This is a genomic window from Nitrospira sp. Nam74, from assembly GCF_965152615.1.
The window spans coordinates 4148773-4173806 of sequence record NZ_OZ224220.1; the positions used below are offsets into that span (position 1 = coordinate 4148773).

Consider the following 25034-nt stretch of genomic DNA (forward strand, 5'->3'; position numbering starts at 1 on the left):
AGCGTCAGGCGTCAGCATTCCGCTTGGCCCTCTAAGATAACAGTTCAAGAAGATCCTTGTCAGGGCTGACCATTGAAAGCTGATGCCTGACGGCTTGTGTGCACGTCGCGAAAAATCCACGCCACGGCATCACCGAGACCTTCCGCCACAAAATGTGGGGCCATCGCGCCCGGTTCCATGTCATGGACTGCCTCTCGAGCGGTTTGACCAGACAGGACCAGGATACCTCGCGCCCCAACTTGCCGGGCTAATTCAATATCACGCGGCTGATCACCAATCACATAGGCATGTGAGAGGTCTACAGCAAGGTCTGCTACCGCTCGATGAATCATAGCGGGTTGCGGCTTTCGGCAACGACAGCCGTCATTCGGATGATGTGGACAATAATAGATGGCATCCAGGCGCGCTCCGCCCGCCTCGAACCGGTTGAGCAGGACCGCATGAATCGTCTTCAATTGATCCACGGTGATGAAGCCTCGGGCAATAGCGGATTGATTGGTGACCAGCACTACCCTGGCTCCCGCTCGATTCAGACTTGCCACCGCCTCCACCACTCCGGGCAGCAGGTCTAATTCCAGAGGGGTTCGGATGTAGCCCGTGTCACGATTCACCGTGCCATCCCGATCGAGAAATACGGTCACACCGGCCAACGAGACGTGCTGAGTGCTGAGTACTGAGTGCTGAGTATTCATTCCAGAAAGCTGATGGTTGATGGCGGATGGCTGACAGCTCACATCTTTTAGTTGTCTCGCCGCTGCCTCATAGACCTGCTCCACTGTCACGCCGGTCATGCATCGATGATCGATCGGACATTCTCGTAGTAAACAGGGCGAACACTCCACAGAGTGCCGGACAATCTGATGCCCGTCACCAAAGGGCGACGTCGTCCGAGAATCCGTGGGCCCAAAGACCGCGACGATCGGCACGCCGAACGCCGCGGCAATATGCATCGGCCCCGTATCATTCGTGACAAAGAGCCGGCACCCTTTAATGACCGCCATCAATTCGCGGATCGATGTCCGACCTGACAACACCACCGGCTTCGTCCGCATCTTCTCCGCAATCGCCTCTCCTAAGGCTTCTTCACCCTTCGCTCCCACGATCACGACACGCCCTCCGAGTCGCTCCACCATCCGATCGACTGCTTCAGCAAACCGCTCGGGCAACCAACGTTTTGCCCCCCCGTATGTCGAACCTGGATTGACGCCGATCAGCCGCTCGGTCGCCTGAATTCCTGCGTCCGCAAGCCGTTGCCTCATAGTATCTTCTTCAGCCTCGCTGACAAACAGCCGAGGAGCCGCCGGCGAAGGTGTGATACCGAGAGGACGGAGGAGCTGGACATAATACTGGGTCTGATGCCCAAGTGCAGTCGGATCCGGCACCCTAATGGAATCGCTCAACAAGAATCCGCGGCCATCGGTGCCATAGCCATAGCGGCGAGGAATTCCGGCCAGGAAGGTGAGCAGGGCGGCTTCAAACGCATTTTGAAAGAGAATGGCGAGATCGAACCGACCACGCCTGAGTTCGGCACCTAACGCCCACTTCCCGCTTAATCCGGCATGGCGTCCACGATGCTCGTAGACACATATGTGATCGATCGCAGGATGCTGCTGAAACAATTCCGCGACGGCTGGTTTCACCAATAACGTGATCTCGGCCTTGGGGAAGGCATGGCGAATCGCCGACAAAGCCGGCTCACTCATGACTGCATCGCCGATCCAATTCGTGCCCCGAATAAGAATGCGATTCATGGCGTGTTGACCAAGCGAGTGCTCAGACCGCTTCGCGGCGGAGGTGAGCACACTGGTCACAGTCTGCACGTCATTACTCATGATGGATCACTCAAGGCCAGCACGTGTTTCAGCCGTTCCTCGCCCTCAAGAATCTGCGTATCCAGCCGCATCGCCCAGACAGGCGTACTCAAATGAGGAAGGGACCGTAATTTTACGGCATCTTTCTCGGTCGTGACCAGCACCGGCGCCCCGACCCGCTCCACCCGCGTTCTGATGCGATTGAGATCCGATGTCGTATAAGCATGATGATCGGGAAACACCACTTCATCCACCACGATCAGTCCCTGACGGAGCACCGAAGTCCGAAATGCGCCGGCGTTGCCGACACCGCTGAAGATCACCGCCCTCTGCCCCCTGAGTGTGTCTAATGGGACAGCCGTTCCCTTGTGCGCGTCGACAAACCCCTGCGCGGTAAAGCGAATGAGGATCGGCTTCACCTCACGACCCAATGCCTGTTGAATCAGTGAAAGGACTGGTTGTGCATCGGCCCTCGATTCCACTCGCGTCACGAGCAAGGCCGTGGCCCGGGCAGCACCGGACACCGGCTCACGAAGCCGACCGGCGGGGATCAGCGCTCGAATCCCATGCTGATCGGTCGCGTCGACAAGCAAAAGATCCACATCGCGATAGAGTGCCCGATGCTGAAATCCATCGTCAAGCACCACGCAATCAATAGAGCCTTGCGCCAAGACCCACAGGCCTAGCTCATAGCGATTCGATCCCACCGCCACCACAGCTCCGGGACAGCGCTGGGCGATTAGAAATGGTTCGTCTCCGGCCTCCTCCGGGCCCATTAAGATCGTGCGGCCATCCGACACCAGGGCACGAGGCGTCCGGCTGCGGCGCCGATATCCACGGCTGAGCACGGCGACGCGATGGCCGGCGGCTAGGAGCGCTTCCGTCACTGCAATCGTGACCGGCGTTTTGCCGGTGCCACCGACCGTGAGATTACCTATGCTCACGACACGACAGGGCAGTTGCCGCTGAGACAACCACCCTCGATCGTAAAGCGTGTTGCGACCTTGGGTCGCCCATCTATAGGGAATCGATAGCGCGCGCAGAAACCACCTCAAGCCGTCCGTGTGGAACAATGAACGGTCGGATACAAACAGACTCCGAGCACTCATCGCGTAGACTCATCGTTCATCATGACTTTCGGCCAGCCGTTTGATATGAAAGGAGTCTGGCTGACGCGTCGCAGCTGCCGTTTGGGCACTGAGCAATCGCGTGATAACCTCGACGGTTCGTTCAAGGGCTCCTCTGTTCTCAAGGACTACCTGTTGAGCGGCACGGCCCATTCGTTCGAGTGCCGAGCGATCATTCAAAACGGCGGCCGCATACGTGGCCAGCTGTGCGCCATCCGCCACTTGTCGTCCCCCCTCAGCCCGAAGCAGCAGATCGGCAATCTCGGCACAATGATCGGTGTACGGACCGAAAAATACAGGCTTGCCCCAGATAGCGGGTTCCAACAGATTGTGGCCCCCGATAGGCACGAAGGTCCCTCCCACAAACGTGGCGACGGCATAGCGATACACCGTCGCCAGCTCCCCTCTGGTGTCGAGAATGATGACCCTTGGCCCTTTCGCCGGAGCGCAGCGACTCGGCAACAGACTCCTGCGAACGACCGCAAAGCCTTGCGCGATGGCAACCGCTTCAACCTGAGCGGCTCGCTCGATGTGGCGAGGCGCCAACAGAAAGACCAGGCCAGGATATTGCGGCAGCAATGTCCGATAGGAGGCCAATAATTGCTCTTCCTCGCCGGGATGGGTGCTGCCGGCGACGAACAATTCCTCTCCATCCGCGAGCAAGAGATTTTGCAGGTCACCGCCGTCTGTCTGTTCGATCTGAGGAACCGGCTGGTCGAATTTGATGTTACCGGTACACAGGACGCGGTCTGCAGGCGCGCCCAAGTCCGTAATGCGCTTCGCATCGCGATCCGATTGCATGAGACAGGAGGTCACACAAGCGAGCATCTGCTTCATGAGCGGACGGATGAACCGGTAGCCGCGGTATGACTGTGACGATAAGCGGCCATTCACTAAGACCACGGGCACGCCGCGGCTTGAAAGTATCCGCAACAGATTCGGCCACAGTTCCGTTTCGACGCAGATAAACAGCGCGGGACGCAATTGTTTGGTCACACGGGACACCACCCAGGGGAAGTCCAACGGCACATAGCGATGCTCGGCGACCCCGGCCAAGCGCTGTTCAACCGCTTCACGCCCCGTTTCGGTCACGGTCGTGATAATCAATCGGTATTCTGCATGCCGTGCGCGAAGCATTCGTACGAGCGGCACCGCTGCCACGACTTCGCCCAAGGAGACCGCATGCACCCAGATGACCGGCTGTGTCGATTCAGCGTGCGCTGGCTTCGAACCATGCCATCCAAGCCGCTGGGGAATGCCACGACGACATCGTTTTTTGGCCAATAGGATCAGGAAAATGACCGGTGAGGCCACAATCAGCAGCATATTGTAGAGGAGGTACCACATGATCGTGTCAAACGTCCGAATGTCTTAAGTCATACGGTCACGACTTGAAGACTTTAGGAGCTTGCGACCTCACGACTGCCCATTACCATGTCATCTGCTTCCGCGGTCAGCCGATTCAACGCTGTTTCCAGCTCACGTCGCTTGGCTTCCATCTCCGTGGGGTCGGCATCTCGCGGCACCCAAATCGGACTTCCCCAGAGGAAGACACCTTGTCCAAATGGGTATGGGACCAGGAACCGATCCCAACTGGCGAAGAGTTTTTTTTTGAGCAGCTGAACGTGAGCGGCAAGATCGGAAGGCCGGTGACCTTGGCGATTTGGATCGCTCCCGGCTGCGCGACGTACCGCGGTCCTTTTGGCCCGTCGGGAGTGATGGCGAGATCGACACCGGACCGCCCTAATTTAATCAGTTGCCGCAGCGCCGCTGTCCCGCCTCGCGTCGAAGACCCTCTGACGGAATGATAGCCAAACCGCGACATGATTCGGCTAATCAGTTCGCCGTCGCGATGCTGACTGATGAGAATATGCACCTCCTTGCCATGGTAGGCCAGGGGAATCATCAATTGGCGGCCGTGCCAAAATGCCAGGATCATATGCTGTCCGTCACGATAGAGGTTTTCGACCGTGTCGGCTCCGCGAACCGTCATGCGCATGGTCTTTCCTAACAGTCTAATGATGGATGCGCCGACAGGGGGGAGTAAGGCCGCTGCGAGTCGATTGAGGCGTACTAATTTCATCTCACTTTTCAGTTTTCAATTTGCATTGCATTAGAGTGCCACATCTTGAAACTGCATCGCGTGAAGCCGTTTATACTGTCCATCACGTTTCAGCAATTCCTGGTGAGAGCCGATCTCGACAATCCGGCCGCGATCGAGCACGACGATGCGATCGGCATTCTGGATGGTGGACAACCGATGCGCAATGACGAGGGTGGTTCGATTTTTCATCAGATTGGTGAGTGCAAGTTGAACGATGCGTTCGGACTCCGAGTCCAAAGCCGATGTCGCTTCATCTAAAATGAGGATCGGAGCATCTCGCAAGATGGCCCGAGCAATGGCCAACCGCTGGCGCTCACCGCCCGACAGCTTGACGCCATTTTCGCCGATCAGCGTGTCATATCCATTTGGGAGGCGTTGAATAAAGTCGTGGGCATAGGCTGCCTTGGCCGCCTCGATTACCTCTTTCTCGGGAGCATCCATCCGTCCGTAGGCGATGTTGTACTTGATCGTTTCATCAAACAGCACCGTACTCTGTGACACGATGCCGATCTGTCGACGTAAAGACTGTAAGGTGTAGTCCCGGATATCATGGCCATCGATCACGAGGCTTCCTCCGCTTGGCTCATAGAAGCGAGGGACGAGGCTGACTAAGGTCGTCTTTCCGCTCCCGCTGCTGCCGACGAGCGCGACGACTTCCCCGGCCGATACGCTCAGATCGATTCCCATCAGTGCCGGCGCTTCACTGCTCTCGTACTGAAATGTCACGCCGCGAAACTCCAGTGAACGGGACATCGGCATCAGTTCCTTCAAGCCCAGATCGCGGCTTCGCTCATTCTCCAGATCCAGGACATCAAAGACCCGCTCGGCTGCAGACAGGGCCTGTTGGACGGTATTATTTGCACTTGAAAGCCGCCGGATCGGCGTGTACGCCATGAACATGGCCGTTAAAAACGAGAAGAAGGCGCCGGGTGTCATGGCACCCTGGATCACCAGGTATCCGCCGTACCAGATAATCACCGCAACCCCAACGACGCCGATCACCTCCATGTGAGAATTCCCCAACGAGGAGACTTGAATGGCTTTCATGGTCATGCGGAGAAAGGCTTCATTGCTATGCCGAAAGCGTTTGCCCTCGGCATCCTCGCGTCCAAAGGCTTTGACGATTCGGATGCCCGCCAGGGTTTCCTGCAGCGTGGAGGCCATGTCGCCCATGCGCTCCTGCCCGCGTGTGGCCAGCTTCCGTAACCGTTGCCCCATCCGCACCATGGTGTACGAAGAGATCGGAATCACAAACAAGGAGACTGCCGCCAGTTTCCAGTTCTGGTAAAAAATGACGACAAACATGGCCAGAAACGTCAGGCCTTGCTGAAACAGGTCCTTCAACACCCCGACGACGGCATTGGCCATGAGAGAGACATCGTTGATCACACGCGATACCAATCGCCCTGACGTATTTGCATCATGAAAGCGAACCGGTAGACGCATCAATTGAAGGAATAGCCGCTCGCGGATATCGGTGACGACTTGGTTCCCCACATAGTTCATCAGATAGTTCTGTCCGTAGCTGAAGGCCGCTTTTAGCACGGCCACGACGAGAATGGCGATCGGCAGCACGTTCAGCAGAAACGTGTCTTTATTAATGAAGATGCCGTCCAGGACCGGGCGGACAAGCCAGGCATAGGCACCGGTCAAGCCGGCGACCATCCCGGAGAAGATAAATGCCGCAATCAGACGCACCTTATACGGCTTGAAAAACTCGAGGAGCCGAAGAAACGACTTCATTTTCTGCACTCCGCCAGGACGACAGCCGCCGCCCGTTGTGAGGCGCCTGGTTGGCCAAGTGACGCCCGCACCTGTTGAAGGGCCTCTCGCATTTGCCGATACGCGACACGGTCACGCAGCAAGCGCGACGCTTCCTCGGTCAACCGTTCCGCGGTGACATCGTCTTGCAGGACCTCGGGAACAATAGCCCGTTCTGCGATCAGGTTCGCCAGCCCGATCCATTTCACCTGGACCAGGTGTCGAGCCAACCAGAACGTGAATCTCGGGACGCGATAGACGATGATCATGGGTGTGCCAACGAGGGCGGCCTGGAGCGTTGCAGTCCCGGAGGCGATCAACAGCAAATCGGCCGCCGCCATGACTTCATTGGGCTGATGTTTCACGACGCGGACTTTTACGGAACTGCCCGCCAAGAGCTGATCCACGAGACGATCTTGAATCGTTCCGGCTTGCGCCATGAGGACTTGAAGACCCGGATACAGGTCGGCCAACCGGGCAATGGTCTGGAGCAGGACGGGAAGCAGCAACTGCACTTCGCCGACCCGGCTTCCCGGCAGAAGGCCGATCACAGGAGCCGACGACTCCAGGCCGAATTCCTTTCGGAGCGCGGCTTGGTCGTAGGATGGCGCGACGGCATCCAACAGGGGGTGCCCCACGAACGTGCAGGGAACTCCGGCGCGATCATAGAGGGCTTTTTCAAAGGGCAACGTAACGACCACATGATCCACCCGCCGTTGCATCCAGCGCATCCGCCCTGGCCGCCACGCCCAGAGCTGTGGCGCAATGTAATAGACCACTCGATGGCCGGCTTTTTTGGCGACGCGGGCAAAATGAAAGTTCAGACCAGGATTGTCAATCAACACGACGACATCCAGGGGCTCGGTTCGCAACAGATGCCGCACCCTTTTGAGCCGGTGGATCACCGCACGGAGCGCGCTGGGACCGATGAGGCCGATAATATCCAGATGGCCGATGCCCTCCACCACCTCCACGCCGGCTGCCTGCATGCGAGCGCCGCCGACTCCGAGCAGCGTTGCATCCGGCGCCATAGCCTTAATGGCAATAGCGAGGTTGGCACCATGCAAGTCGCCTGAGGCCTCCCCCGTGATAATCAGAATTCGTGGCATAGTTTTAAGAAGGCAGAGGTTAGGGTATAGGTTGAGGCCGTCTCAGCCTTAGCCTTAACCTTCTGCATCGCCGCCGTGTCGCTGCACAAATGAGCCGATCGAAGCCAAAACTTGGTGAGCGAGCGCCAGCGCGGCGGCGCCATCTTCGCCTGAAACAACAGGCGGCGTGCGTGATGCGATCGCGTGGAGGAACGCCTCCAACTCCAGCTTCAACGGTTCTTCGTCGATTGTCTTGGCGGGCTCCATGAAGATTTCAGGCCGCTGGTTGGTCCCGAGCTGCCGACGCAAAATCGCTGCTTGCCGCGCCTGGTAGTCCACGGACAGATAGGCATCGCGCTGAAACAACCGGAGTTTCCGCATCCGCGTCGTGGACACACGACTCGCCGTAAAATTGGCGACACACCCGCTGGTAAAGGCAATGCGAGCGTTCGCAATATCGATCGTGGACGACAAGACCGGTACCCCGGCGGCTCGGACTTCTTCCACCCCGCCGGGATTGAAGGAAAGCACCATATCGAGATCATGGATCATGAGATCCAGTACGACATCGACGTCCGTGCCGCGGTCTCCGTACGGACTCAACCGATGACACTCGATGAACCCGGGGCTCTTGATTTCAGATCGCACCGCACGAATCGCCGGATTGAACCGTTCGATGTGTCCAACTTGTAGGACACATCCGCGATGGCGGGCCAGTTCAATGAGCTCGGCAGCCTCGGCGAGCGTGACGGTAATAGGCTTTTCCACCAATACATGGACGCCTGCATCGAGGCATAGTTTTGCCACCCCATGATGAGCGGAGGTCGGAACGGCAATGCTGACCGCATCGACCTCCGCAAGGAGTGCAGCCACCTCCGGGTAGAGGCGCACGCCATGCTTGTCGGCTATCGTCTGCGCGCGCTTGGCATCGTGATCCGTCACCCCAACCAGATTCGACCCGGGCAAGGTGGCGTATAGACGGGCATGGTGTTGGCCCAGATGGCCAACCCCGATCACGCCGACTCGTAGTGTACGCATGGAGTGATCAGTGATCGGGTGAATAGTGATCGAAGGTTGTTCTGCTGAAATCGGACATCACAAAACCCTGCGTCAAGGTTTCTTGCCTATTCCGACGATCGCAATGCCCGCTCCTTCGGCGCAGCGCACGGTCTCGTCTCGGTCGAGAAGAACAGTGCGGCCGGCCTCAAGGGCGAGAACCGATGCATGCACGGCTTCCATCGTCTCAATCGTCCGCGGTCCGACTGCTGGGAGGTCGAAACGCAAGTCCTGTTGCGGCTTGCATCGTTTCACCACCACCACCCCTTCACGACCCAGTGCACCGGCACGGCGAATGGTCTCATCCGTACCCTCTACCGCTTCTACGGCCACCACCACTCGGTCTTTAATGACCACGCACTGGCCGATGTCCAGTCTCCCGATTTCATGCGCCATGTCCCAGCCGAACTCGATATCCTCCCATTCCTTTTTCGTAGGACTTCGTTTGGTAAGGGCTCCCTCTTCAACAAGAATACCGGTCAGTCCGAACGTCGACTCACGGATTTGTATCCCTTCGCGCTCCAACTCCGCAGCGATCTCACGAAGGATCGCATCATCCTTCCAGACCCGAAGACGGCTCGCCAGAGCCAACGCTCGGAAGTCCGGCCGTACTGTCGTAAACACATGCGTCTTTTTCATACCGCCCAACATGACGGCGTGCTGGACCCCATCTTCTTTCAAGGCATTAATCAACTTGTTGAATTGCCCGATCTTAATCCAATGGATGCGTTCGACATGCTGTTCCAATTCAGGAACCGTCTCACCGATATGCGCGACGGCCGACACCGTATACCCTAACCGTTTGGCATTATCTGCAAAAATGATGGGAAATCGGCCATTGCCTGCGATGAGCCCAATCCTCTGTCCGGCCTTGAGTGATGCGTGTCCGTCTTCAGCTGCCTGCACTATTCTTCCTCCTCATGCCCCACCCCGACAGACCGACAAATGCCACGCTTGGTCCCTTCGACAAAGGTGACCACTTCCTGGACATCCGGCTGATCTTTAAATTCTTCCCGGGCCCGCTTGAGGGCTTCCGCCATCATCAAACCCGAGCGGAACAGCAGCTCATAGGCGTGCTTCAATGCAGAAATGCGATCAAACGTGAAGCCTTGCCGTTTGAGTCCGATGGAATTGAGGCCGTAGAGGTGCGCTCGATATCCTCCTGCCGCACGCATAAAGGGAGGGACATCCCGTCCGACCGCTGAGCATCCACCGATCATGACGTGCGACCCGATGCGGACGTATTGATGAATCCCGGATAGTCCACCAATAATCGCATGGTCCCCCACGGTAATATGTCCTGCCAAGGTGGCCGCATTCGCCATGATGATATGCGCGCCCAACTCGCAATCGTGTGCGACATGGACATAGGCCATCAAAAAATTATGAGGCCCGATGATGGTCGCGCCACCGCCGAATACCGTGCCTCGATTGACAGTGACATATTCTCGCAGAATGGAATCATGTCCGATAGCCACGCGTGTCGGCTCACCTTTATATTGCAAATGTTGGGGCGCCGTCCCGATCGACGCAAACGGATAGATCTGACACCGCTCCCCGATGTCCGTCCAGCCTTCGACGTTGACGTGGGACATGAGCTGCGTCCCTCGCCCGATACGGACATGTTCCCCGATGACGGAGTACGGCCCAATCGACACGTCCTCACCGAGTTGTGCCTTTGGGTGCACGATTGCGGTTGGGTGAATCTGCACGCTATCCTCCAGTATAAGACATGACCCGTGAATCGTTCTTCGTTCCTCGCATCGCCATCAGCCTGCAACGAGACAACAAGTGCACACACGTTTGCTGAACGTTTCGAGGCATGGCCTTACTCCTTCTGCTGTTCCTGCGTCACCATCGCCGTCATCTCTGCCTCGCAGACCAAGTCGGACTCGACATAGGCCTTGGCCTGCATTTTCCAGAACGGCGGACGTTTCTTCAGGACCTCTATTTCAAATCTGAGCTGATCGCCGGGCACCACGGGTTTTCTGAACTTTGCGCTATCCACGCCTGTGAGATACACAACCGGACGGCCTTCCGTTCGGACCGATTTCATGGCCAGGACCCCGCCCACCTGGGCCATCGCCTCCAGGATCAACACACCCGGCATAATAGGACGGTCGGGAAAGTGTCCCTGAAAAAACGGCTCATTGATCGTGACATTTTTGATACCCACGATTCGTCGATCCACTTCCAGTTCGCGAATGCGATCGACCAGCAGAAAAGGGTATCGATGCGGAAGCGTTGCCCGAATCTCTTCGATGGATATCATAGTGATCTTGTCTCCTTGCAGTTGCCCTTCCTACTTGTTTTGCCGATCGAATTCCTTGACCACCTGATCGGTGATATCAAGCGAGTCCTGAGCGTAGATGACGATTTTCAGTGTGTTCTCACTGCCCCTATCCAGCACGGCCGCCAACCCATTTTTTTCGGCGACGACGGCTGCGGCCTGGTCGATCTTCTTCTGGTATTCTTCGACCAACTGCTTCTGCTTTGTTTGAATCTCGCGATTGAAATCCTGAAGCCGGCGCTGATAGTTTTCGAACTTCACGCGGAATTGCTCCTGTTTCTCCCGCTTCATGACATCGCTGACGGTCGGATCTTCTTTCTTCAATTCGCTCTCTATTCTTTTGAGTTCTTCGTCGTCAGCCGAGACGATACGCTGCCGGGCAGCCGAAAATTCCTTGAGCCCCTCTAAGGCGCGTTTCCCGGCCTTGGACCGCTCCAGGATGGCCTGCTGATCGACGACGCCGACTTTTACTGATTCGGCGGCGGAGCCAAACGAATAGGGCCACATGATCGTTACGGCCATGGCCGCAATAATGATCCTGACCTGTTTGCTCATGCTATCTCCTTTGTTCTCGCCTCACTGCGTGGACCGGGGGGGATCTACGGTGTATCTTTTTCTTTATTGAACTCTTCAATGACCTTGGTCGAAATATCAAGGGCGGCATCATGATACACCGTTGGGCCGCCTTTCCCCTTTTCCACCACGACGACCAGGCCCAATTGTTGCGCGACTTTCGCCACGACACGTTCAGCTTTTTCCCGGAACCCTTCGAGCACTTCCTTTTGCTTATCCTGGACTTCACGATTCATTTCAGCGGCGCGCTGTTGGAATTCCGCCACGCGGCGGCGCAGGAGATCTTCTCGGTCTTTTCTACCGCCCGGGCTCAGGACGCTGGCTTGCTTGACGAGGTCGTCCTCCATACGCTTCAGCTCTTTTTCCTCCAACTCGATGACCGCTTGGCGGTTTTTCATGAAATTGCTCAGGACGTCTCGCGCTCTCCTTCCGGCCTCGGTGTCCAGGAGCACCCGCTGAAGATCGACGACAGCGATTTGTGCCGGAAGTCGCGACACCATGGCAGTCGATGAACCGGATTGTACGGCAGGCAACGATTGGACCGGTTGTCCCAGGTGACTCGCTTGAGTCGATTCACTATGGCCGGCGCATCCCGCGCTCAGCCAAATGATCCCCAGACTGACGACCATGCCGTGCCCTGTAAGATGATGCTTACTCATAGTGGTCCATTATGTATATGTGGCCGACCCGATTACCAGCTATCGGGGTGACCGGTTCTCTTCTCACCCCATTAGAACAGGGAGCCGACAGAGAACTCAAATACGCCCTTACGCTCACCTTCACGTGGATCAAGGTTCAATCCATAGGCGACACGGAGTGGCCCGAATGGAGAGATCCATCGTAGCTCGATGCCTGCCGCCGGTCGTAAATGGAAGCTCAACTTCTCGCCCTCTCCGAACCCTTTGCCGTAATCAAAGAAAATGACGCCATTGAGTTTGGCTTCACTGGAAATCGGGAAAATGAAATCGTTATTGATGATGATTTCACGATCGGCACCCAGCAAGGAGTGATCCGGCGTGACCGGACCGGCCCGGCCGAACGAGAATCCGCGCATGGTATTGATACCGCCGACAAAGTACCGTTCCGTGAGGGGAATTGCCTTCCCACCCAACCCGTCTACGATGCCGAAACGTCCGCGAATGGAATGCCGAGTATCCCAGAACAACGGCGTGTATTTGATGGTATCAAGCGTGACCTTATAAAAATTGGTGGTGCCGCCAAGCGCCGGCGTGCCGAAGTCGAAGTTAATGGCATTGCGCATGCCTCTACGAGGATCAAGAAAATAGTCTCGTGTATCGCGGGCCATGGACGTCCGAAATCCGGTCGTGGTAAAGGAACCGATCTGACTCAGGATGAACGCGGGCGCCGATCCGAGCGGGTTGCTGTATTTAAAATGCTCGACGACCGGGCTGAAACTCCCGGAGACATACTCCGAAAACCACCGTCCGAAGGTCACACTGGCGCCCGCCTTGTCTTCCGTATAGGTAAGATAATTCGTCAGCGACCGGTACACGTCCAACTGGAGCGATGTCAATGAGTCGTTGAGATAGGGATTGCGGAACGAGATCAACCCAAGTGATCGCCGTTGACCTAATTGGCCGCGGACGCGCACCAAGTTTCCGGTGCCCATGATGTTGCCTTCGGTAATGTCTGCGATCGCCACCAGGCGATCCAGTGTGCTGAAGCCACCGCCGATGCTGAAGGCCCCAGTCGACTTTTCCTTCACTTTGACGTCCAGATCGACCTTGTCCGGCTCCACCTGCTTGGGAAGAATTTCAACCGTCTCGAAAAAGTTCAGGTTGTTCAATCGCTGAAAGCTGCGCTTCATGGCAACGGTATCGATAATTTCCTGCTCGTTGACCCGCAATTCACGCCGAATGACGTTATCGCGCGTCTTGTCGTTGCCGCTGATCCGAATCTCTCGGATTCGAATGAGGTCTCCTTCCTTGATATGGAAGAGAAGCGCGGCCGTTTTCGTTTTCGCATCTGGGTTGACGACCGGGTTGACGTCGGTGAAGGCGTAGCCCTTGGCGCCGTATACTTCCGTCAGCCGCGTGATCTCGTCCCGGATTTTTGCGCGCTGAAAGATGTCCCCGGTCTTAAACCCCATCCCGGATCTGAGTTCTTCGTCTTCAAAAACCGTATTGCCGCGGAACCCGATGTCGCCGAACGTATACCGATCGCCCTCGACAATCGAAAAGGTAATGATGAACCACTTCTGATCTTCGGTCAGTTCGATGGTCGGCAGACCCACTTGGACATTGAGGAATCCCTTATTGAGATACACTTCCTTGATCCGCTCGACGTCATTCGCCAACTCTTCGCGCTTCAGAATACCGGCGTCCGTAAACAGGGACGGCAAACCTTTCCCCGTCAACGTTCCCCAAACGGACACCCATTCACGGGTCGCCAAAACCTTGAACAGTTCTTTCCTTGTCGCCGATTCCGACCCTTCGAAATTGACGGTCTTGATGCGTGCGCGATCCCCTTCCTTCACGAAGAATGTCAGCCGCTTACGGTCCTCCTCCAAGCTTTGAATGATCGGGATGACTTGCGCATGATAATACCCGTCTTCCTGGTACATCAGCCGAATCTTCTCGGCACTCTCCTTCACTTGCTGCTGATCGAGGAACGTCTGGCTCCGAATCGTGATCTTTTCCTTCAGCTTGTCATCGCTGAAGTTCTCGTTTCCATCAAAGACCACCTCAGTGATAAACGGCTTTTCCGTGAGGATGAACGCGACGCCGATTCCGTTGGGTAGCCGATCTGTTTCGATCTGAACGTCTTCAAAAAATCCCATTTCATAGATGATCCGGATTTGGGACCGAATCGCATCGAGCGTATACGGATCTCCGACTTTCAGCGTCAAGCGGCCACGAATGGCTTGATCTTCAATACGCTTATTCCCGCGAATGTCGATGGATGCCACGGTCTCCGTGCTCTCTTGAGCATAGATCAGAGAGACGGGGACACTGGCGAACAAGAGCGTGACCATCGTGATGTGTGCGATCAGCCAACTGCTTAATGGAATAGTCACCGAGGCCTTTCTACACGGACCGGTGGCCTATTCTCTTGGGACTTGATATCGAATGCTTGATGATCCACAGGATGAGCATATCGGACGATGGCAGAACCCAGTGCAGCAATTCGAACACCCAGCCACACACCGGGAGTCATATTGATCGAGCCTGATAGGGTAAGACGACGGGGCTGCTCCAAAGCCCCAGGGAACCTTTCCGTAAGAGGATTGAAAAAACTGGGGAATTATAGAGACGACTCGCCCTAATGTAAAGAACCTTCATGAAGTCGGCCGCGATGCCGGCACCGTGACGCTCGATCGCCTTACAGGGCTCCAGTTTCTTGACTTTCCGTTCACCCATCCCCTAGTATCCGTTCATGCCCGTTCTACCCGTTCGAAAAGCCGTGCTTCCCGCAGCAGGCCTCGGCACGCGGTTCCTGCCTGCGACGAAGGCCTCTCCCAAAGAAATGCTTCCCTTGGTGGATAAACCGCTTATTCAATATGCCGTGGAAGAAGCCGTCGCTTCGGGAATTGAAGACATTATTATCGTAACCGGACGGGGAAAACGCGCGATTGAGGACCATTTCGACCGTTCGTTCGAGCTGGAGGAGAACCTCAAAGGCAACAAGAAAGACGGCATGTTGAAAGAGGTGCGTCGGATTTCTGAATTGGCGAATTTCTGCTATGTCCGCCAACCGGAAGCGCGTGGACTTGGCCATGCCGTTCTCTGCGCCCAGCATCTCCTTGGTGATGAACCGTTTGCGGTTATGTTAGGCGATGAGGTGATCGACGCACAAATTCCTGGGTTGGCGCAACTGATCAAGATGTTTCAGGAACGGGAAGGACCGGTCTTGGGTGTCAAGAAAGTGCCTCTCCAAGAAGTGAGTCGCTACGGCATCATCGCCAATCGACGCATCGCTCCAGGACTTCATCACGTGGATGACCTTATTGAAAAGCCGGACCCGCAGCAGGCCCCTTCTCGATACGCGGTCATTGGGCGGTACGTCCTGTCCCCGGATATCTTTCCCATTTTGCGACGCATTCCTCCAGGCAAAAACGGAGAGATCCAACTGACGGATGCCCTGCGCATTCTGGCGAAAAAACGGGCCATGTACGCTCAAGAAATGCAAGGCCAACGCCACGATGCCGGTGAGAAATTGGGCTTCTTAAAAGCCACCGTCGAGTTTGCCCTCAAGAATCCCACGCTGGGGCCTCCTTTTAGGAAATACCTTAAAGAGCTGCACCATCGCGGCACGAAGTCTGATGCGTGACTCATCGCCAGAGCCGTGAACCTGTGTGCATCAGCCCTTACATGCAACTCACTTGATAACAGACGAGTAACAAAACCCCATGGCCTCCGAAACACCTGAACCCGACATCCAAAATCTCGATATTCCGGAGCAACTCCCTCTGCTCCCCGTGCGCGATATTGTCGTCTTTCCCTATATGGTCCTGCCGCTCTTCGTCGGCCGGGACATGTCTATTAAAGCGATTGAGGCCGCGCTCGCCGGCAATCGTATGATCTTTCTTGCCACGCAAAAGGCTCTCGACGTAGAAAACCCCACTCCGGATGATATCCACAGTGTCGGGACCATCGGCATCATCATGCGCATGCTCAAGCTCCCGGACGAGCGGATCAAGATTTTGGTCCAAGGGATCTCCAAGGGACGCATTCAAGAATATATTCAGAACGAGCCTTACTATTCCGTTCGCATGATCAAAATGCAGGACAGCAAACCCGCCGGGTCGTCGTTGGAGGCGGAGGCGGTCATGCGGACCGTGAAGGAGCAGCTCGAACGCATCGTCGGACTCGGCAAAGTCCTCATGCCGGACGTCATGGTCGTGATCGAAAATTTGGACGATCCCGGCCGGCTCGCCGATATGGTGGTTTCCAATCTCGGCGTCAAAGTAGACGTCTCGCAATCGGTGCTGGAAATCGAAGATCCCATCGCTCGATTGAAACGCGTCAGCGAAATTCTCAGCAAAGAAGTCGATGTCCTCTCCATGCAGCAGAAAATCCAAGCCCAAGCCAAGGGCGAGATGGACAAGACGCAGCGAGAGTATTTCCTGCGGGAGCAGCTCAAAGCGATTCAGAAAGAACTGGGCGAGCTGGATGAACGTGGCGAGGAAGTGGCGGAATTTCGGAAGCGGATCAAAGATGCCAAGATGCCCGAAAAAGTCCTCAAAGAGTGCGAAAAGCAACTCAAGCGCTTGGAGAAGATGCACCCGGACACGGCAGAATCCGCAACCGTCCGCACATACCTCGAATGGATGGTCGACCTTCCCTGGAGCAAGAAGTCAAAAGATACGCTCGACATTAAAGCCGCCGCCAAGGTCTTGGACGAGGACCATTACGATCTGGAAAAGGTGAAGGAACGGATCCTCGAATATTTGGCGGTTCGTAAGCTCAAAGACAAGATGAAAGGCCCGATTCTCTGCTTCGTCGGCCCACCCGGCGTCGGAAAGACGTCCCTGGGTAAATCAATTGCCCGCTCACTCGGCCGGGAATTTGTCCGGATCAGCTTGGGCGGCGTGCGGGATGAAGCTGAGATTCGCGGTCATCGCCGAACCTATGTTGGAGCATTGCCGGGCCGCATTATTCAAGGTCTCAAACAGGCCGGGACCAACAACCCCGTGTTTATGATGGATGAAGTCGATAAAGTCGGACAAGATTTTCGCGGGGACCCTTCCGCGGCCTTGTTGGAAGTCCTGGATCCTGAACAGAACCATGCATTCAGCGATCATTATCTCGGCGTGCCGTTTGACTTAAGCGAAGTCATGTTCATCACGACCGCGAATCTCATGGATCCCATCCTTTCCGCTCTCCGCGATCGCATGGAAATTATCGAGATCCCCGGCTATACAGAGGAGGAAAAACTTGGCATCGCCCAGCGCTACCTGATTCCTCGCCAGCTCAAAGAGCACGGCATCACCGAGGAGCACATCCGCATTACGGAATCGGGACTCCATACGATCGTGTCTCACTACACGCGCGAAGCGGGCGTGAGAAGTTTAGATCGAGAAATCGCAAACGTGATGCGGAAGGTCGCCAAAAAAGTGGCCGAGGGCAAGGTGCAATGCTACAGTATCACCCCGGCCAACGTGCATAAGTTTCTTGGCGTGCCGAAATATCTACCGGAAGCCGAACAAGAGGACGATGAGATCGGTGTTTCCACCGGACTTGCGTGGACCGAGAGCGGCGGGGATGTACTCTATATCGAAGCGACCGTGATGAAAGGCAAAGGACAGCTCACGTTGACCGGTCACCTCGGCGAAGTCATGAAAGAATCGGCCCAGGCGGCCCTGAGTTACGTGCGCTCACGTGAGAAATTACTCGGCATCAAGCCCGATGTCTTTTCGAAGATCGATATCCACATTCATGTGCCGGCCGGCGCGATTCCGAAAGACGGTCCTTCAGCGGGCATCACGATGGCCACTGCCATTGCCTCCATTCTATCCGGCATCCCCGTTCGCCGCGACGTCGCCATGACAGGAGAAATCACGTTGCGAGGCCGCGTGCTTCCGATTGGCGGTCTCAAAGAAAAAATACTCGCCGCAAAACGAGCCAAGATTTCTACGGTAATTCTGCCTCAGCGCAATGAAAAGGATATCGAAGAAATCCCGAAACATCTGTTGCGGGGCGTCACGTTGGTCTTTGCCAAGACGATGGATGATGTGCTGAAAGGAGCGCTACGGTCATCTAGGACGTCTTCAGGGAAAATCAAATCCATGCGCCGGTCCGGACGAAATCGGTCGAAGAGCAATGGGTTGGGGTTGCCCCGGCGTGCACCGCGGCCGCATACCATCTCACCGTCGCTCTCCGTATCGCCGCCATCATCTTTTCACTGACATGCCTCTTTCTCGATCGAGGCGGCCAACTTCACTCCATGAATTTCAGCTGATCGAGACTCTTCACCGGCGGTACGGGACGACCGGCCCCAATGTTGTGCACGGAATCGGTGATGACGCGGCCGTCGTGGCCCCGATCAAAGGGCATGAATTAGTATTCACGACGGACCTGTTGGCCGAGGGGGTGCACTTCGATCACAAAACCGCCACATTTCAAGATATCGGCTATAAAGCAGCTGTCGCCAGCCTGAGCGATATTGCCGCCATGGGCGCGAAGCCGGACTATCTCCTCGTGTCGCTCGCGATCCCGCCCTCGCGGATCGCCTCTGACATTCAACAACTGTATCGTGGCCTCATGCTGGCGTGCCGCCCTCACGGGGTTGAACTGATCGGTGGCGACACGTCAGCTTCTCGTCACGGTTTGTTTGTCAATATTGTGCTCATAGGGAGCATGAACGCCGGCCGCGCACTGACTCGTGCCGGAGCGCAGGTCGGCGATCTCATCTATGTCACCGGTACGCTCGGTGACTCTCTGGCCGGTCTCAGACTGCTTTCGGCTCGGCCGAGCAGCAAGAGATCATGGCTCGCTGCCAAAACAGGTCCAGCCAAAGAATTGATCGGTCGCCATCTCAGGCCCACACCGCGCCTGACAGTCGGACAGCTCTTAAGCGGGCAACGCCTTGCCACGTCTGCGATCGATCTCTCTGATGGCTTATCGGGGGATGTACGGCATATCTGTGAACAGAGCCGTGTTGGGGTGAAGCTGGATATGGACGCCCTACCGATTTCCTCTGCCCTTCGTCGGTACGCAGACACGAACAAAGTCAACTCAGCCGATATCGCGCTACAGGGAGGCGAGGACTATGAACTGTTGTTCACGGTCGCTCCCGCTCGCCGCGGGAAGGTAGAAGAGCTTCGCGGCCAGGTCGACTGTAAGCTGTCGTGCATCGGGATCGTCAAACCGCAAGGATACGGCGTCCGTATCAAAGACCATTCCGGCTCAGTGCATCGATTGCCGATACTTAGCTACCGACATTTCGACTCCAATCCCCATAACCGTCCAGAGGGATCGTGGTCTCGATAGCCCGAATTCGCTCACGGCTTCATGACATTCTACACCTGCACGAATCACCCCATCGTACTGCACTGGCATTCTCCGTCGGTGTGTTAATCGCCTTTTCACCCACGTATGGGCTGCATACGCTGCAAGTGCTGTTCTGCACTTGGGCATTCCGCTTGAATTTTCTAGCACTGATGGCCGGTGCGTTCATTAACAATCCCTGGACCATCGTGCCGATCCTTGGTGCCACCATCTGGACAGGATTTCTCGTGCTGGATATGCCGGAGGCCGCCCCGTTTAACTGGAGCGATCTGAGCTTGATGTCGCTCTACCATCAACTTCTGCCGTATCTTCTCCCCTTTTTCATCGGCGGAGTGATCTTGAGTGTGGGGGGGATGCTCATCGCCTACCCGATTGCCTATTGGCTCATCTCCAAGTATCGCGCGCAGCGATCGTCCGTAGATGAACGATTGCCGACCTGAAGCAACTGAGATAAGATGCGGTCATCCAAACCGGCCCGGCAGATCATGAGATCCCGCACACTTGCCCCACAGGCCTTGTATGATGGATCGGCGCTTATTGCCGATCCAATTCATGAATACATTTCATTCACCGTCCCCTACTCGTCTCCGGACGCGGGGGAGCGGACCGAAAAGGATCTCATCGATTCCACGTGGGTCCAGCGTCTTCGCTATATCTTTCAACTCCAGAGCGCACGGTGGGTGTATCCATCGGCGGAGCACAGCCGGTTCGTCCATTCCTTGGGCACGATGCACGTGGCCGGTCGTTTTGCCCGCCATCTGTACCCGTTTTTAGCAGCACAATTTCCCTACGTCCCCTCCATGAATTATGTGGAAGAACTATTACGCGTTACCGCGTTGCTTCATGATATCGGTCACGGCCCTTTTTGCCATTTCTTCGATGATAATTTCCTGAAGACTTATCAATTGACGCATGAAAAGCTCGGGCAGGTCATCATCCGCGACCATCTGGGCCCCATCATCCAGAAGATTAGGAGAAGTCCGAGCGGACCATTTGCAAAAGGGGAATCGTTAGACCCTGCTCACATCGCGCACCTTATTTTGAAGGAGAAGGGAAAAGACAACTCCCGTATGCCGCCCTGGCTCAATGTGCTGCAGCCGGTGATCTCGGGCAGCTACACCGGGGATAACCTGGATTACGTCTTGCGCGACGCCTATATGTGCGGCGTGGCGGTCGGGCCCGTCGATCTCACTCGACTGATTCATTACACCCTGATCACCGACAAAGGCTTCACGATCCACAAAACCGGCCTCCCGGCCCTGCAAATGTTTCTCACGACGAGGATGTACCTCTATTCGAATGTCTATTACCACCGGACCACTCGAGCCATCGATATTCATCTACGAGAAATATTCGGGGACACGATGCGCCTGGTCTTTCCGGATAATCCGCTCAAGAACATGGACCGCTATCTGACGCTGACGGATTGGTCGTTGCTCGAAGAGGTTCGTAGCTGGAAAACATCACGGCATGCCGGGCGGCGTGCACTTGGCGCCGAGTGGGCTCGGATTCTCAGCCGCGATGTCAAATGGAAAATGGCCTACAACACCGTGCTGAAAGAAAAAGGGCAAGCCCGTGGCATGGGTTTTCCTAGTTCGGTCCATTTTGAAAAACATGTCCGAAAGGAGCTGCCGCCGAGGTTCACGAAGCTGCCGTTCGCCGTTGACATGGCGCCGCTCGATCCCCGTCCGGATCCAAAAGACACCCGTGCCACGCCGCTCTTCGTGTACGACGCAGGAAGCAAGACCGTGTCGACCGAGCCGTTGGAGGAGTTCTTAGATTTGCTGCCGACGCGTCTGGTGCAGTTCAGACTCTATGCCTTAAATCATGACACCGATGCCGAATTGTCCCGGGCTGCGGCTGCCGTCCTTAACGCTGCGCCCTCAAGTATCCATACCAACGTGTAACAGTGATGGAACGGTGGCCCGGAGGGAGGAAGGGTACGGCTGTGAGGGAGAGACTACTGAACGGTTCGAATGGGGCGATCAAACGACAGCCTGATCAAGGACAGCGGGTCCACCCGGGCGCCGTTCAGATTGACTCCCCAATGAAGATGCGGACCGGTCGCCCGTCCTGAGGCGCCCACCTTCCCGATGACCTGGCCTCTCTTGACGGCCTCTCCATCTTTGACGGACACTTCTGAGAGATGGAAATACATCGAATAAAGGCCGAGACCATGATCGACAAAGACGCCCTTGCCTGAGAAGAAGTGATCCGCGGTCAAGCAGACCACCCCGTCATTCATCGCCACCACGTCGGCGCCAAGCGGGGCCGCGATATCTTCTCCATTGTGGGGATTCTTGGCCTGACCATTGATAATTCGCTGACGACCAAACGCGCCGGTGACGGGCCCTTGAACAGGTCGAAGAAAGTCGCTTGCCCACAACCGTCGGTCGGACACGGCCTCCAGCACCGTGCGTACCTGCGCCTGCTCGGCCTTCACGCGAATCAGGCTATCTTCATCTAGGTCCACCTTATCCTTGGGGAGCGTCAGGCGCTGAACCGCCCGCTGCTCTTTGATGACCAGCACGTTATAGCTCAATCGGCGATGGCCCGCAGCCGACACCATATCGAGAACCAGCTCGTGGGTACCGGGGGCGTCTTGTAGATCGACGCCGACCAGACCGACATACGACGGTGCGGAGCTTCCAGACGCATCCTGGAAAAACGGGATCTTGCGATTCAGAAATCGTCCCGTCACTCCCGTGACGCGTTGATCGGCCGGCACGCGCACCACGACGATTTCACCTTGTTTGCCGCTGAACTGACCATCGATGCCGCTTGGCTCGGGCGGCGCGCTGGTGAGCAGGTCAACGGGAAAGATGCTGGTGAGAAGCACCACTGCAATGATGACGAGTCGATCCTTCCTGATACTCAAAACTCGGGTAAACATGCTCATCCTTCAAAGAGAGAATGTTTAAAAAGGTCTCACGCCACCAACCCGCCACAGTCGCGCCAAGACGTCCTCCTTGCCGAGAAGGCCCCAGCAAGCGAAGAGGAAAGGAGTACTCTGAGCATATTGCGCCCCTGAACGAAGCTCGGGAAAAGTGTACGTCTCGGCGTGTATGGACTGGGCGGGTGTAATGTGGCCTTGTTCAGCATTCTGCCTCACCGATAGAAGCGAGGGCCCGCAACCTGCGCCACCAATTCTTCCACGCGCCGGTTCACGGCGCTGAATGGATCCATACAGAGGATCGTTTCTTCCCAATAGCCATTCAGTTTGAGGTACGTCCAGTCCACCGTATACGAACGATTCTTCGCTCGAGCGAAACGGATAAAATCGCCCCGTACTTTGGCTCTCGTCGTCTGAGGAGGGACGGACATGGCACGCTGCACATCCTCCTCCTCGACGATGCGTTCAATTAAGTTTCGACTCTCCATCAGATAGTATAGCCCACGCGTGCGCTTCACGTCGTGATACTGAAGATCCATAAGAAACACGCGTGCGTCGTCCCACCCACAGCCTTTCTTGTCGATGTAGGACTGGATGAGATGCCGCTTGCTGATCCAGTCGATTTCCCGAGTGAGTTGAGCCGGATCTTCCTCCAGACCATCCAGGACTCGGCTCCATTTGGCGAGAACGTCGTCCAGCACCGGGTCGTGCGAATTGAAACTGAGATAGTCGTGGGCTCGGTCCAGATAGACTCGTTGGATTTCGATGGCGGTGAGCTGACGTCCGTCATCTAATCTCACTTTTTTCTTGAGCGTTGGATCGCGGGACACCTCCCGGATAGCCTTCACGGGATCTTCGAGTTCCATTCCGCTCACCGTATAGCCGTCTTCGATCATCGTCAGAACAAGCGCCGCCACGCCGACTTTTAAGTACGTGGCATACTCGGACATGTTGGAATCACCAACGATGATATGCAGGCGGCGATACTTTTCGGCATCGGCATGCGGCTCGTCCCGCGTATTGATAATGCTGCGGGAGGATGTTGTCGAGGAGGAGGTCTTTTCGTGAATATGCTGTGCCCGCTGCGAAATGAAAAATTGCGGTTTGCCGGAGACCTTTAAGACCTTCCCCGCGCCCGAATAAATTTGGCGGGTCACAAAAAATGGGATCAACTGCTCCGTCACTTTCCAAAAATCCACGTCACGGCGCATGAGAAAGTTCTCATGGCACCCATACGTATTCCCCAGTGAATCGGTATTGTTTTTAAAGATATAGATCTCCCCGGATAACCCTTCTTCTCTTAACCGTTCTTCTGCTGCCGGCAGACACGCCTCCAAGAGTCGCTCGCCCGCTTTGTCATGAATCACAAGATCCATAATATTGTCGCACTCGGGAGTCGAGTACTCGGGGTGGCAACCGGTATCCTGGTAAAATCGAGCGCCGTTGATCAGAAAGGCATTCGATGGCCAACTATTGGGAATGAGGCCCTCGAAAATGTATCCGAGCACCTTCTCCATGGGTAAATAGATGCGCCCATTCGGCGAGAAGATAAGCCCGTACTCGTTTTCAAGACCGAAAATGCGTGTTCTCATAGGATAACGGGACGACAAGGACAGGCCTTCAGCATACACCCCACATGTGGGTTCTTCAACTTGACGGGCACAGAAGAGAACGGCTAGGCAAGTACCTGGCGAGATTCTGCAGTTGAGATTCGACGAAACTTGCGTCCGACACGACTCCGGTCGAGTGCAGCAACTTCCAACCCCTCGAGCGGAAGCTTTTGGTTGGTGATGTTTTCAAGTGCCGAGGTGCACAGCGCGAGCGCGGCTTTCAACGATGATTCCTCAGGCTTGTATCGTTCCTTGAGAAATACTTGTAATGCCTCGGAACGCCCGCCGATGACGGCAAATCCCCGTTCATCAAAAATGCTCCCGTCAAAAGAAATCCGATACATCTCATTGGGACGATCGGCCTCTCCGACTTGCACCACCAGGATCTCGACCTCCAATGGTTTCAATTCCTGGCTGAAGATGGTGCCGAGGGTCTGCGAATAGCCGTTTGCCAAGGACCGCGCCGTGACGTCCTCCCGGCTATACATATACCCCTTCAAGTCGGCGTGTCGGATTCCAGCCTTGCGAAGATTTTCGAATTCGCTATATTTTCCGGCCCCAGAAAAGGCAATACTGTCGTAGATTTCTGAAATCTTATAAAGCGACGCACTCGGATTATCGGCGACCAATAGAATGCCGTCTTGATATTCCACCGCAATAATAGACCGGCCCTTGGCGATGCCTTTTTTGGCATACTCCGCCTTGTCCTGCATCATTTGTTCCGGTGACACGTAATAGGGCAGCGGCATGG

21 protein-coding genes are annotated in these 25034 nt (G+C 55.9%); 5 read left to right on the top strand and 16 right to left on the bottom strand.

Going from position 1 to position 25034, the window contains the following annotated elements; genetic code table 11:
• Window positions 1–59: 59 nt before the first annotated feature.
• The 13 genes from waaF to bamA form a co-directional block, all read right to left on the bottom strand.
• On the bottom strand, window positions 60–1832 hold the full coding sequence (waaF, locus tag ACWHYZ_RS19595; protein ID WP_447984346.1) for a lipopolysaccharide heptosyltransferase II: 1773 nt from the start codon (window positions 1830–1832) through the stop codon (window positions 60–62).
• Window positions 1829–2920, bottom strand: a complete 1092-nt coding sequence (gene lpxK, locus ACWHYZ_RS19600) for a tetraacyldisaccharide 4'-kinase (RefSeq protein ID WP_447984347.1) — start codon at window positions 2918–2920, stop codon at window positions 1829–1831. The genes waaF and lpxK overlap by 4 nt, the downstream gene beginning before the upstream one ends.
• Window positions 2921–2929: 9 nt before the next feature.
• Complete coding sequence (locus ACWHYZ_RS19605) at window positions 2930–4285, bottom strand: 3-deoxy-D-manno-octulosonic acid transferase (RefSeq protein ID WP_447984348.1); 1356 nt, start codon at window positions 4283–4285, stop codon at window positions 2930–2932.
• A 115-nt stretch (window positions 4286–4400) separates the two neighbouring features.
• Complete coding sequence (locus ACWHYZ_RS19610; RefSeq protein WP_447984349.1) at window positions 4401–5021, bottom strand: lysophospholipid acyltransferase family protein; 621 nt, start codon at window positions 5019–5021, stop codon at window positions 4401–4403.
• Window positions 5022–5051: 30 nt separating this feature from the next.
• The gene (gene msbA, locus ACWHYZ_RS19615) at window positions 5052–6785 is read right to left on the bottom strand and encodes a lipid A export permease/ATP-binding protein MsbA (RefSeq protein WP_447984350.1); all 1734 of its coding nucleotides are present in this window, start codon (window positions 6783–6785) and stop codon (window positions 5052–5054) included.
• Window positions 6782–7912 carry a lipid-A-disaccharide synthase gene (lpxB, locus tag ACWHYZ_RS19620; protein WP_447984351.1) on the bottom strand — a complete coding sequence of 377 codons (1131 nt, stop codon included), beginning with the start codon at window positions 7910–7912 and terminating at the stop codon, window positions 6782–6784. Before lpxB ends, msbA begins: the two co-directional genes overlap by 4 nt.
• Window positions 7913–7966: 54 nt before the next feature.
• Window positions 7967–8929: a Gfo/Idh/MocA family protein gene (locus ACWHYZ_RS19625; RefSeq protein ID WP_447984352.1), complete on the bottom strand. Its 963-nt coding sequence runs from the start codon at window positions 8927–8929 to the stop codon at window positions 7967–7969.
• A 72-nt stretch (window positions 8930–9001) separates the two neighbouring features.
• Complete coding sequence (locus ACWHYZ_RS19630) at window positions 9002–9853, bottom strand: LpxI family protein (RefSeq protein ID WP_447984353.1); 852 nt, start codon at window positions 9851–9853, stop codon at window positions 9002–9004.
• The gene (gene lpxA / locus ACWHYZ_RS19635; protein WP_447984354.1) at window positions 9853–10659 is read right to left on the bottom strand and encodes an acyl-ACP--UDP-N-acetylglucosamine O-acyltransferase; all 807 of its coding nucleotides are present in this window, start codon (window positions 10657–10659) and stop codon (window positions 9853–9855) included. Before lpxA ends, ACWHYZ_RS19630 begins: the two co-directional genes overlap by 1 nt.
• Before the next feature lie 116 nt (window positions 10660–10775).
• On the bottom strand, window positions 10776–11219 hold the full coding sequence (gene fabZ / locus ACWHYZ_RS19640) for a 3-hydroxyacyl-ACP dehydratase FabZ (protein ID WP_447984355.1): 444 nt from the start codon (window positions 11217–11219) through the stop codon (window positions 10776–10778).
• Window positions 11220–11249: 30 nt separating this feature from the next.
• On the bottom strand, window positions 11250–11792 hold the full coding sequence (locus tag ACWHYZ_RS19645; protein ID WP_447984356.1) for an OmpH family outer membrane protein: 543 nt from the start codon (window positions 11790–11792) through the stop codon (window positions 11250–11252).
• A 44-nt stretch (window positions 11793–11836) separates the two neighbouring features.
• Window positions 11837–12469: an OmpH family outer membrane protein gene (locus tag ACWHYZ_RS19650; protein WP_447984357.1), complete on the bottom strand. Its 633-nt coding sequence runs from the start codon at window positions 12467–12469 to the stop codon at window positions 11837–11839.
• A 71-nt stretch (window positions 12470–12540) separates the two neighbouring features.
• On the bottom strand, window positions 12541–14847 hold the full coding sequence (bamA, locus tag ACWHYZ_RS19655) for an outer membrane protein assembly factor BamA (RefSeq protein WP_447984358.1): 2307 nt from the start codon (window positions 14845–14847) through the stop codon (window positions 12541–12543).
• A gap of 359 nt (window positions 14848–15206) precedes the next feature.
• Here bamA and galU point away from each other — a divergent pair, with 359 nt between their 5' ends.
• The 5 genes from galU to ACWHYZ_RS19680 all read left to right on the top strand — a co-directional run bounded on the left by galU (window position 15207) and on the right by ACWHYZ_RS19680 (window position 21687).
• The gene (galU, locus tag ACWHYZ_RS19660) at window positions 15207–16100 is read left to right on the top strand and encodes a UTP--glucose-1-phosphate uridylyltransferase GalU (RefSeq protein WP_447984359.1); all 894 of its coding nucleotides are present in this window, start codon (window positions 15207–15209) and stop codon (window positions 16098–16100) included.
• Window positions 16101–16179: 79 nt separating this feature from the next.
• Window positions 16180–18678, top strand: coding sequence for an endopeptidase La (lon, locus tag ACWHYZ_RS19665; RefSeq protein ID WP_447984360.1), 2499 nt, complete (start codon window positions 16180–16182; stop codon window positions 18676–18678).
• Window position 18679: 1 nt separating this feature from the next.
• The gene (gene thiL, locus ACWHYZ_RS19670) at window positions 18680–19762 is read left to right on the top strand and encodes a thiamine-phosphate kinase (RefSeq protein ID WP_447984361.1); all 1083 of its coding nucleotides are present in this window, start codon (window positions 18680–18682) and stop codon (window positions 19760–19762) included.
• Window positions 19750–20220 (top strand): DUF2062 domain-containing protein, encoded by a 471-nt coding sequence (locus tag ACWHYZ_RS19675; RefSeq protein WP_447984362.1) that lies wholly within the window; start codon window positions 19750–19752, stop codon window positions 20218–20220. Before thiL ends, ACWHYZ_RS19675 begins: the two co-directional genes overlap by 13 nt.
• A gap of 15 nt (window positions 20221–20235) precedes the next feature.
• The gene (locus ACWHYZ_RS19680; protein ID WP_447984363.1) at window positions 20236–21687 is read left to right on the top strand and encodes an HD domain-containing protein; all 1452 of its coding nucleotides are present in this window, start codon (window positions 20236–20238) and stop codon (window positions 21685–21687) included.
• A gap of 53 nt (window positions 21688–21740) precedes the next feature.
• On the opposite strand, the gene ACWHYZ_RS19685 is transcribed toward ACWHYZ_RS19680, so the two are convergent.
• The 3 genes from ACWHYZ_RS19685 to prcA all read right to left on the bottom strand — a co-directional run bounded on the left by ACWHYZ_RS19685 (window position 21741) and on the right by prcA (window position 25032).
• Complete coding sequence (locus ACWHYZ_RS19685; RefSeq protein WP_447984364.1) at window positions 21741–22673, bottom strand: M23 family metallopeptidase; 933 nt, start codon at window positions 22671–22673, stop codon at window positions 21741–21743.
• Window positions 22674–22888: 215 nt separating this feature from the next.
• The gene (gene pafA / locus ACWHYZ_RS19690; RefSeq protein WP_447984365.1) at window positions 22889–24265 is read right to left on the bottom strand and encodes a Pup--protein ligase; all 1377 of its coding nucleotides are present in this window, start codon (window positions 24263–24265) and stop codon (window positions 22889–22891) included.
• Window positions 24266–24348: 83 nt separating this feature from the next.
• Entirely contained in the window at window positions 24349–25032 is a 684-nt protein-coding gene (prcA, locus tag ACWHYZ_RS19695) for a proteasome subunit alpha (RefSeq protein WP_447984366.1), read from the bottom strand.
• Window positions 25033–25034 lie beyond the last annotated feature (2 nt).

Excerpts from the sequence above, each read along its gene's own strand:
- waaF (WP_447984346.1), bottom strand. The coding sequence starts at position 1,832 with ATGAGTAATGACGTGCAGACTGTGACCAGTGTGCTCACCTCCGCCGCG.
- lpxK (WP_447984347.1), bottom strand. The coding sequence starts at position 2,920 with ATGAGTGCTCGGAGTCTGTTTGTATCCGACCGTTCATTGTTCCACACG.
- ACWHYZ_RS19605 (WP_447984348.1), bottom strand. The coding sequence starts at position 4,285 with ATGTGGTACCTCCTCTACAATATGCTGCTGATTGTGGCCTCACCGGTC.
- ACWHYZ_RS19610 (WP_447984349.1), bottom strand. The coding sequence starts at position 5,021 with ATGAAATTAGTACGCCTCAATCGACTCGCAGCGGCCTTACTCCCCCCT.
- msbA (WP_447984350.1), bottom strand. The coding sequence starts at position 6,785 with ATGAAGTCGTTTCTTCGGCTCCTCGAGTTTTTCAAGCCGTATAAGGTG.
- lpxB (WP_447984351.1), bottom strand. The coding sequence starts at position 7,912 with ATGCCACGAATTCTGATTATCACGGGGGAGGCCTCAGGCGACTTGCAT.
- ACWHYZ_RS19625 (WP_447984352.1), bottom strand. The coding sequence starts at position 8,929 with ATGCGTACACTACGAGTCGGCGTGATCGGGGTTGGCCATCTGGGCCAA.
- fabZ (WP_447984355.1), bottom strand. The coding sequence starts at position 11,219 with ATGATATCCATCGAAGAGATTCGGGCAACGCTTCCGCATCGATACCCT.
- ACWHYZ_RS19645 (WP_447984356.1), bottom strand. The coding sequence starts at position 11,792 with ATGAGCAAACAGGTCAGGATCATTATTGCGGCCATGGCCGTAACGATC.
- ACWHYZ_RS19650 (WP_447984357.1), bottom strand. The coding sequence starts at position 12,469 with ATGAGTAAGCATCATCTTACAGGGCACGGCATGGTCGTCAGTCTGGGG.
- galU (WP_447984359.1), top strand. The coding sequence starts at position 15,207 with ATGCCCGTTCTACCCGTTCGAAAAGCCGTGCTTCCCGCAGCAGGCCTC.
- lon (WP_447984360.1), top strand. The coding sequence starts at position 16,180 with ATGGCCTCCGAAACACCTGAACCCGACATCCAAAATCTCGATATTCCG.
- thiL (WP_447984361.1), top strand. The coding sequence starts at position 18,680 with ATGCCTCTTTCTCGATCGAGGCGGCCAACTTCACTCCATGAATTTCAG.
- ACWHYZ_RS19680 (WP_447984363.1), top strand. The coding sequence starts at position 20,236 with ATGCGGTCATCCAAACCGGCCCGGCAGATCATGAGATCCCGCACACTT.
- ACWHYZ_RS19685 (WP_447984364.1), bottom strand. The coding sequence starts at position 22,673 with ATGTTTACCCGAGTTTTGAGTATCAGGAAGGATCGACTCGTCATCATT.
- pafA (WP_447984365.1), bottom strand. The coding sequence starts at position 24,265 with ATGAGAACACGCATTTTCGGTCTTGAAAACGAGTACGGGCTTATCTTC.
- prcA (WP_447984366.1), bottom strand. The coding sequence starts at position 25,032 with ATGCCGCTGCCCTATTACGTGTCACCGGAACAAATGATGCAGGACAAG.